Source organism: Nodularia sp. UHCC 0506, assembly GCF_034931045.1.
GTDB lineage: Bacteria > Cyanobacteriota > Cyanobacteriia > Cyanobacteriales > Nostocaceae > Nodularia.
In genome coordinates this window covers 106,147-116,192 of the sequence record NZ_JAYGHH010000006.1, presented here as the reverse complement: position 1 = coordinate 116,192, position 10,046 = coordinate 106,147, and the positions used below count along the sequence as shown (strand labels likewise).

Below are 10,046 nucleotides of genomic sequence, written 5' to 3'. Positions count from 1 at the left end.
GTAATTCGTAGTTCGTAGTTCGTAGTTCGTAATTCGTAATTCGTAATTCGTAATTCGTAATTCGTAATTCGTAGTTCGTAATTACAATAGATTTTTTAGTTCCTACACTGTTACAGAAAATTGTGTCTCAGATGGGAATATCAACCCATCTGAAACTATCTTGAGTTTTGAATTTTTTAAACTTGTTTATTTTCAGTCGTAGGCTTGACTACATTCAGTTCATAAGGTCGTTCGATGTCATCTTCACCCAAATATTCACCATTTTGAATTTCTAAAATCACTAGTGGAATCTGTCCTGGGTTATCTACTTTATGAAGAGTAGCTGCGGGAACAAATGTTGATTCATTGCGATTCAGTAATTTTTCTTCTTCTCCACAAGTTACCTTAGCTACACCAGAAACTACAACCCAATGTTCATTACGGTGATAATGGATTTGTGGTTTAATGCCGTGTCTTGGCTTAATTTCAACCCGGCTAATTCTATAGCTTTCCCCTTCTTCTATGACATCGACATTACCCCAGTATCTCTCACCTGAATGGCCAGAGGATTCATTGATATTTGACTGACTCTTATTTTCCTTCTGAGACATAAATAAATTTCTCAACTAGATGACTATCACTATTAATCAGTAATTTAGCTTAAAATAGATAAAGCTAGGGTGAAGAATTTGCATCAAAGCATTAATCCAATAGGTTTCCTGCCGCCCCTATTTGGTTTCTACTCAGCACTTTGCTATAAGTCCCGAAGTCCCTAAGCTCAATTTTCTGTTTGAAATAAATTGTATTGGTCATCATAGATACAAATTTCTGGTGTACCGCACAGAAGGGTAACTTTCACAATGGTTTTCTCCTGTGGCTGACTTTGAATGTGGAATTGACCACCGTGCAGTTCAGCTAACTGTTTAGCAATAATTAATCCTAATCCAGAACCTTGTTGCTCATGCAGTTTACGCTCAAATTGTCTATAAGCTCCTAACTCAGCGATTTGTTCTGCTGTCATACCTCGACCGTGATCAATAAACGATAAAATAACATGATTATTAATACAATCATTCTTAACTTGAATCGGTGTTCCTGGTGGGGAAAACTTCACGGCATTATCAATTAATTCTTCAATAATTTTATAAAGATTTTTTGCAGATATTCTAAGATTACATGATTGAAAATTTGTATATAAATCTGCTTCCCTACCTGCTTTTTGAACTGTTTCATTAATCAAATTAGTGAATGTATCTGTAGGGAAGATAGTCACTTGTGTTTGCAATAATTTAATTCGATCTGGGTCTGTAGCGATAATTTTTAGTTCTGCGTGCAGCAAAAAATTTTGAATTAATTGAAATAAACGTTCCCCTGATTGATAAATATACTCTGCCATTTCGCGCACTGCTTGTGAATCAAGAAGCTCACTTTCTTCCATCAGAATTTGTGAAAAGCCCAAAATACCATTAAGAGGTGTTCGCATTTCATGAGGCAGAGATAAAGTAATACTATTACGTAAATCGTCTAGTTTTTTTTGAGTTTGCTGGTCAATCTTAATTTTTTTTTCTAACCTACAAGAAATAGCCGCTAATAATTCTGCTCGTGTAAAAGGCTTAATCAAATAATCATCTGCGCCCAACTCCATACCTTGCCGAAAATCAATTTTGTCAGACTTAGCTGTGAGAAAAATTAAGGGAATGACTGTGGTTATTGGGTTTTGGCGCAATGCCTCTAGCACACCATAACCGTCTAATTCTGGCATCATGACATCACAAATAATCAAATCAGGTATTTCTGTTTGTGCTAATTGCAAACCCAGGCGACCATTTTCTGCTTCAATTGCGTTCAATTCTTCAGCATATAACAAATCTAAAATGTTTTGGCGGACGTTTATATCGTCCTCAATAACTAGAATTTTTTTCATATTTACTTTTGAGTAATTTTACTTATACATATAAACGTCGATTATTCCATAAAAAATTTTCTAATTCAGATGGTGGTAATGGACGACTAAATAAAAAACCTTGTATAGCATCACAGTTATTTTGGCGTAAAAAAGATAGTTCTGCCTCTGTTTCTATGCCTTCAGCAATAACTTGCAAATTCAAGTTATGAGCCATTTCTATTAATGCTCTCGTAATGGCAGATTTTTGGGAATCGTGGGCAACATTGTGAATAAAATAACGGTCAATTTTTAAGGTATTAATTGGTAAATTTTTGAGATAAATTAAAGAAGAATAGCCAGTACCAAAATCATCAATAGCGATTCTTACCCCCAAACGTTGTAATTCATTCATCGTAGCGATCGCTATATTAGCATTTTGCATAATCATGCTTTCGGTGAGTTCTAGTTCTACATATTTTGGGTCTAAGTTATTAACATGAAGAAATCCCATTAATTTTTTCATGAACTCTGGATGATTAAATTCTATTACCGATACATTTACAGCAATTCGCAAGGAGATACCTCTAATATCTTGCCAAGCTTTAATTTGTTTACATACAGTTTGTAATACCCATTGTCCAATAGAAATAATTAAACCAGTAGATTCTGCCACTGGAATAAATTCTGACGGAAAAAGAAAACCCAATTCAGGACTACGCCAACGCAATAAACCTTCAGCAGCAATTATTTCTCCAGAAGTCATATTAATAATGGGTTGATAATAAATTTCAAATTCCTCAAATCTTTTCTGATGGACAACTCTATGTAAGTTCATTTCCAATAACTGCATTTTTGGAGAAAGTGTTTTAATTGCAGTTTGATGAGATGAAATTAAATATTTCCTTAAAGTAGCTTGTCTTTCTAAACGATTCATGATGGCACGTAAAAGTTCAGCACGAGTAAATGGCTTAGTCAGATAATCATCTGCACCCATATCCATACCTTGACGAAAATCAGCTTTAGCAGATTTAGCCGTCAAAAAAATAAACGGAATTGTTGCTGTTAAAGGTTCTTGACGCACTGCTGTTAGTACTCCATAGCCGTCAATTTCCGGCATCATCATATCGCACAAGATTAAGTCAGGCACGACAGATACAGCTAAATCGATGCCAATTGCGCCATTGGCCGCTGTTATAGTTTCAAAATTTTCCGACTCTAGTAAATCTAATAAATTCTCCCGAACTGATTCTTCATCTTCAATCACTAAAATTTTAGTCATTTGTTACCTCAATGTTGAAATAGTTATTTAATGGCAATGTCACAGTAAATACCGTACCAACTCCCAGAGTGCTGGTAACTGAAATATTACCCTGATGTAAATCCACACAATTTTTCACAATTGATAATCCTAATCCAGTGCCTAAAATATTGCCAACATTCCTGGCCCGATGAAAGGATTCAAACAAGCGCGGGATATCTTCTTGTGGAATGCCAATTCCTTGATCCTGAATTTTAAATATTGCTTGCTCCTCCTGACAAGCAAGACTAAACTTAATTGTGCTGTCATCTGATGAATATTTAATTGCATTTGAAAGTAAATTATTAAGAATATGTCCTAATAATTTTTCATCCATACAACATGGCATAGATATATGTTGAGTATTAAAATAGATTACGCACATATTGTTTTGATTAACTTGTACCTCTGCTAACAAATCACGGCAGTATTCAACTAAATCAAAGCATTTTGGTCTATAGTCTAGTTTTCCCGCCTCCACTTTACCAATAACCAATACATCATTTAACATTTCGGTCATGCGCTTAACAGCAGTTTGAATACGATGTAAGTGAGTCAGTTGTTTTTCTTCTGTCCATTTGTGGCGGTAATGTTCTAGCAATTCCGATGAAGAAAGAATCGTACTTAAGGGCGTGCGGAATTCGTGGGAAGTCATGGAAACAAAACGGGATTTGAGTTCGTGAAGTTCTTTTTCTGTCTCTAGTGCTACTTTTAGTTCTGCTTCTAATTGCTTGTGTTCTGTAATATCTGCCAAGTAACCGACGAATTCTAATGGATTTCCGGCTTCATCCCGCACTAACTTGCCCTTATCATATAGCCAACGATAAGTTCCATCTTGATGTAAAAAGCGATATTCCAGAGTGTAATCCTCCTGATCTAATGCCTGAGAAAGTTTAACCAAGACATATTGCAAATCTTCTGGGTGGATACGAGCAGTCCAAAAGCTGGAATTTTCGACAATTTGCCTTGCGTCATATCCTGTCATGGCAGTGACATTTTCACTGATAAAGGTACTACTTAAATCCCCAGTAGTCGTAGTTGTATAGATAACAGCAGGGCTAGAGGAGAGTAAATATTGCAGCCGTTGTTGACTCACTAGTAGAGCTGTTTCTACTTGTTTCCGCTCAGTTATATTTGTTTGGATTGTAATATAGTGGGTGAGTTTGCCAGCAAAATCATAGACTGGAGAAATACTCAACTCATTCCATAATAGGCTGCCATCTTTACGGTAGTTGCTTAAAGTTACGGTACAGTTTGTTCCGGTTTGCATGGCAGCAGAGAGTGCTTCTAACCCAGATTGATTAATCTCAGCACTTTGAAACGAACAAAAGTTTCTACCAATTACCTCTGCGGCGGAGTAACCAGTCATGCGCTCAAAAGCAGGATTAACATAGATAATCGGGCTGTTGGGAAGACTGGCATCAGCAATAATAATACCATTACTACTAGCAGCGATCGCTCGGTTACGTAATCTTAAACCTTCTTCTGTCCGTTTACGTTGAGTAATATCTGTATGAATGCAGATCGTACCGACATTTTTACCTGTAGCATCTTTAATGGCATCAGAACGCACGTAAACTTGCACAAGGCGACCACTACAGGCTCGAAACGTCACTTCACCACGCCAAGACTGATCAACTTGAACAGTAGGGTAAATTTTTTCATAATCTGCTGGATGCTCGAAAATTACGGTACATCCTCCAGCCGCCTGTAATTCTGCCAAAGTATATTCATACTGTTCGACAAATGCTGGGTTGACGTAGATTGTTGCACCTGTGATATCTCGAATAACTACGGCATCGCTGGTACTTTCTAAGGCTTTGCGAAAACGTAATAGTGATTCTGACGCTAACTTGCGTTGTGTAATATCTGTAGAAATGCCACCCACAGCATAAACCACTCCATTGGCATCTTTTAAAGGAAACTTGATGGACAAATAGGTATGTAAACCATCCTTTTGAGGTACGATTTCTTCAGTTTCTATAGCTACACCATCTGTAATTACTTGATGGTTGTTTCTCGCCAACTCGTATGCAATATGATCAGGCCAAAGTTCATGTACACTTTTGCCAACGATTTGGTCTTGAGTCAGGTTTAATAGCCGTTCATACTTGCGGTTAGCCAGGAGAGTTTTACCATTGGGATCAATGAGATAAATTACCGCCGGAGAGTTATCTAAAATTGCCTGTAGCTGTTGTTGTGTTGCCCGCAGAGTCATTTCTGTGGATACGCGGTCGTCAATATCCGTATTTGTACCGAACCAATTGACGATTTTACCTTGTTGATCACGCATAGGCAAAGCACGGGTTAAATGCCAACGATAAATTTGATCACTTCCTCGGAGGCAACGAAATTCAATTTCGTATGGTGTACCCATCCTCAGCGATTCTTGCCAGCCAGACAGTGTATTTGGCAAATCATCAGGATGTATCCATTCCTGCCAACCCACGCCGAGAATTTGTTCTGCACTGCAAGCAAAGTAGTCCACAACCCGTTGATTTACATACTCCAACTCACCGTTAGCTTGAGCAATCCATACTTGTTGCGGGATGGATTCTGCCAAAAAGCGAAAGCGTTCTTCGCTCTCATGGCGTTCAGTAATTTCAGAGACTAACTGCTGATTAAGTTGAGTTAAAGCGATAGTTCTTTCTGACACGCGCATTTCTAGCTCTTGGTTGACTTGGGTGAGGGCTGCTTGTGCTTGTTTAAGTTCGGTAATATCCTCCGCAATGCCAACAAAACGGTAAAGTTCTCCTTTTTCATTATTTACCGGAAAGGTTTTTGCAGAAATCCAATGCACCTCACCGCTAGATCGAACAATCCGAAATTCTGCGGTAAAACTATTGCCTGACAATAAATTATCTAAAACACCCATGTAGCGATCAATGTCTAATGGATGAATAGAATCAAGCAGATTTTCTGATAAGTTTTCGTAAAGGCGATCGCTACTTCTTCCCCAAATTTGTTCGTAAGCTGGGCTGACATAATATAATTTGTGATTATGAGCGTCTAACACAAAAAAAACTTGAGGAATATTTTCTGTTACTTGCCTAAATAACTCCTCACTCCATCGCAGCGCGGCTTCGTTGCGTTTGTAGCTGCCTATATTTCTCTGTACAGATACAAAATGAGTGACTTTCCCTTGTTGATCTAGTATTGGAAATAGATTCACTTCTACCCAATATGTAGAACCATTTTTATGGTAATTAATAAATTCCGTTCTGATGGGCAAACCGGCTTGGAGTGCAGTCCGAATTTTATTCAGTTCCCGACGACAAGTGAGTTCACCCTGGACAATACGTGGTGTTTTACCAATCACTTCAGCCGCAGTGTAACCAGTCATCTTGGTAAACCCTGCATTCACATAAACTATTCGCGGGCCAAATGGTTCATCTAACGCATCAGCTGCGGTAATCAAAATAGCGTCGTTGATATTTAGCATTGCAGACTCTAGCAAATGCAATCTTTCGGCTGGAGTTTGTGAATATTCGCCTTGAGTTGCTTTCTCTGGTTCTGCTATAGCTTGACAAATACTTGCAGGAGTTACTGCCCCGACGAGTTGATTATCATCATCCATCACTGGCAAAATATCCAATTCATGCTGCTGCAACAATAAAAGTAAACTTGTTATATTTTGAAATTCCGCAAGTTTGAGACTCATTGTCACCGCTTGCATAACTTCAGAAATTGCGGTTGTTTTGATGTCCACCCCAGAAGTTAAAAGCTGTACCACATATTTCTGTGTCAACCATCCCACTACTTGCGAGACTGACACAACCAAAATACTAACGTCATGATTTGCCATTAGTAAAACTGCGTCGAATACTGAATTTTCTGGAGCTACCGTTACGGGATTAAAATCAATAATTGATTGTAAACACTGTAGGCTAGAAAGCCGAAGTAAAGCTTGCATATAAGATTATGATAGCTATCATCTGAAAATAGTTGATTACAAGAAATTATTTATGTAAGAATTTTCTAATATTTTGGTACAGAAGCAACAATAACATTTAAATTAATATTATTATAAATATCCGGCAAAATTCATATGAAGCAATACTCAAAATATTAGGATTTGGGGTGGAGGATGGAAATTTAGTTCTACACTTCTTGATTTATCGCATTTTTAGCGATCGCCGTTCTCCATAACGTAGGAGCCTTTCTATAGTTACAAGACGATTTTCCCAGGCTTGAACTTGATAGAGATTATCCGTAGCTTGTTGGCGCATCCATATTCTAAATTGAGACTGAAATCTAGTTAATGTTGCTCTAGCAACGATTAAATTACCAGTAGAAGGAGAAACTGCTAATTGATTTAAAGCTCCCTGTACGACTTTTACCTGTTGATTTAAATCAGAAACTGTGGCAGCAGACATTTGTAATTTGTCGTTTTGTAAACCTAATTGCCATTCTTTTTGCAGCGCAGCGTAACGGATAGCAGCAGCTTTAAAAGGTTGCCGATGGGGTATAGGTTGATTATGATTGAGTGAAACCTGTCCTTGAGTATTGGTAAAAATTTCTTCTAACTCATGATTAAAATTTTCAGCCGCAAATAGTGCATAACCAATAACTGGTAAATCTCTAATCAATTGCAGTTGGTCAAATGCTCCCAAATTGGGCAAAGAAAGTAAGCGAATGCCTGGCAATAATAAAGTAGAACCTAATTTTCTCGAAGCTATCCAGGGTTGGGCTAGTCGTTGAAAACGAGGAGTGTCTTGAGAGTATGTCATTGGCACAATTAAATCTATATCTCCTCGCCTTGCCCAAACTTCCCAATTTTGTTGCAGTTTTTGAATGCGTTCTATTTCTGGTAATGGAAATACAGCCACCGAAAAAATCAAATTTGGACGCTGTTTTCGTAAGCGCTGCGTTACTTGGGTAACAAAACTATCAACTTGTTCAGTCCGAAATGCCGTCCACTTTTGCCACAAGTCCCGTTGATTAGGAGAAATATTGACTGGATCTACATCATGTAGTTGCTGAAATTGCGCTCTTGCGGCTTTACCATAGCCATAAGTTCGCCCAGCATGAGGATCTTGAAAAGGATAGCGAATGTAGTCTAGTTGTAAACCATCCACTTGATAGCGGGTGACAATTTCTTCATATAGTTTGAATAAATACTGGCGTAATTCGGGATTAGCTGGGTCGTAAAATGGCTTGGTTTGTCCAACCGGAATATTCCTACCCTGACGATCATAGTTTGCCCAATCAGGATTAGTCGCTAACACCGGGCCAGGATAATCAGGATGAAGATTAATCAGCTGATTGTGTATCTGGTTCCCAGCCGCAAATACCCAAACCCAAGCGTGTAACTCCATTCCCCGTGCGTGGGCTAATTTCACCCCAGCTGCTAAGGGGTCCCAACCGCGAATTAATGGATTGGCTTTGGGTGCAACTTGGCTGGGATAAATAGTATAACCAGCGTTGACAGTTTCCAAAAATACGGTATTAATTCCCGATTTGGCTAAACGATCAAAAATTTTGGCTAGTTCTTTTTCGCTACCAGCCTGCACAATAGTTCCTCTGTCTAACCATACCGCCCGAATTTCGGCGGGAGCTAGTCTGCTATTAATAGGAAACTGTTTCCATAAATTTGCTTTGGTTTCTAGCCATTGTCGGCGAGCTAAGGCGTATTTTTTTTGGGTAATTAATTGAGGTAATTTATTGATAAATGCTCTTGCCTGTGATATGGATGGTTGTTTATCCATAACTCCGGCGCTAGTTCTGCTGGATGCTACTTGTCCCTTGCGAGATGAGTGATGAGTGATTACTTCACCGACATTATTAGCATAAGCTGATGCCGCTAGATGGGCGCTTTCTACCCGACCAATCAAATTTTTGAGTTCTGCTTGCAGTGCGATCGCTTCATTAATACTAATAGGTGCATCAGAGTTGGGTGAGATATTCCAGGGTATTGCTTGTTGTAGTTGATCGAGTTGGTCGGGGGATGGGTTAACACGGGTGGGTTTAGTAATATTCTCATTCAGATTGAATGACTGTAAACTCGCTCTGACTGGGGATTGGGGAGATAAGGGAGCTGCGACTACTGATTTTGAGCAATGTGGGGAACCTCCGGCTATTTTAGCTTGGTGTTGCGATGACCTTGACCTATGGCGAGTCAGGGCAGCTGTTAACCAGGTACTATCTAAATCTGCGGCTGAGGCTGTATTTGTTCCCCAGCGCCAACCTAAAAAAGTGGAACGCTCGGTTGTCACGACTGCGGCAGAATTATCTAGGGAATTCCACACAGCAGCAGCTTGACTGGTGACATGATTAGGAATTAAAACACCGCCATGTACTTGACCAAAAAGTTTGCTTTGGTTTGCCCATTGATGATTCTGAGTTTTCGAGGGTTGTATCTGTTGCGCCTGATGAAGACTGAAACCCCAATAACTGCCCAAGAGCGATCGCATTAACTGACGGACTCCGGGATCTGACGAACTCCCTACAGGTCCACTAGCAATGAGATTTCCACCCTTGCTCATCCATTCCTGGAGAGCGATCGCTTGCACGGATGTTAATCTTTCCACATTAGGCAAAAATAATACCCGGCGATCGCCCCAATCTGCGGCACTCCTGACATTAGCTATAGGAATAACGCAATATTTCACATTTATTGCTTGCAAGCGCTGGGTAATTTCTGCCCATTGTTGCTGATTTTCTTGGCTGTATACCACACTTAATACAGGTTCCCCAGTGGTCGCTGTTGCTGGTAGCATCCCAAGTCCATTAAAAATTAACAGTTTAAAAGTGACAATGAAGAATCCAACTTGGTTGATTTTTTGATGGCATTTATTTTGATTCTTCATTATGCACCCCTGAATTTATATTTACAAATCCCTCCCTTTATTTATTATTCCATCTATCCATAGATGACCTCCGAAA

General features: G+C 39.1%; 5 protein-coding genes. All 5 read right to left on the bottom strand.

Translation table 11 applies throughout. The features are described from left to right. Nucleotides 1–176 precede the first annotated feature (176 nt). Entirely contained in the window at nt 177–590 is a 414-nt protein-coding gene (locus tag VB654_RS06685) for a phosphomannose isomerase type II C-terminal cupin domain (RefSeq protein WP_323212834.1), read from the bottom strand. 167 nt (nt 591–757) lie between these two features. Continuing rightward, nucleotides 758–1,903 carry a response regulator gene (locus tag VB654_RS06680; RefSeq protein WP_323212833.1) on the bottom strand — a complete coding sequence of 382 codons (1,146 nt, stop codon included), beginning with the start codon at nt 1,901–1,903 and terminating at the stop codon, nt 758–760. 22 nt (nt 1,904–1,925) lie between these two features. Then, complete coding sequence (locus VB654_RS06675; RefSeq protein WP_323212832.1) at nt 1,926–3,143, bottom strand: EAL domain-containing response regulator; 1,218 nt, start codon at nt 3,141–3,143, stop codon at nt 1,926–1,928. Beyond that, nucleotides 3,136–7,074 (bottom strand): PAS domain S-box protein, encoded by a 3,939-nt coding sequence (locus VB654_RS06670; RefSeq protein ID WP_323212831.1) that lies wholly within the window; start codon nt 7,072–7,074, stop codon nt 3,136–3,138. Before VB654_RS06670 ends, VB654_RS06675 begins: the two co-directional genes overlap by 8 nt. A gap of 202 nt (nt 7,075–7,276) precedes the next feature. Beyond that, the gene (locus VB654_RS06665) at nt 7,277–9,970 is read right to left on the bottom strand and encodes a glycoside hydrolase family 10 protein (protein ID WP_323212830.1); all 2,694 of its coding nucleotides are present in this window, start codon (nt 9,968–9,970) and stop codon (nt 7,277–7,279) included. Nucleotides 9,971–10,046: the final 76 nt, after the last annotated feature.

Bases quoted from the DNA above. Each gene is read 5' to 3' on its own strand.
- VB654_RS06685 (WP_323212834.1), bottom strand. From the start codon at position 590: ATGTCTCAGAAGGAAAATAAGAGTCAGTCAAATATCAATGAATCCTCT.
- VB654_RS06680 (WP_323212833.1), bottom strand. From the start codon at position 1,903: ATGAAAAAAATTCTAGTTATTGAGGACGATATAAACGTCCGCCAAAAC.
- VB654_RS06675 (WP_323212832.1), bottom strand. From the start codon at position 3,143: ATGACTAAAATTTTAGTGATTGAAGATGAAGAATCAGTTCGGGAGAAT.
- VB654_RS06670 (WP_323212831.1), bottom strand. From the start codon at position 7,074: ATGCAAGCTTTACTTCGGCTTTCTAGCCTACAGTGTTTACAATCAATT.
- VB654_RS06665 (WP_323212830.1), bottom strand. From the start codon at position 9,970: ATGAAGAATCAAAATAAATGCCATCAAAAAATCAACCAAGTTGGATTC.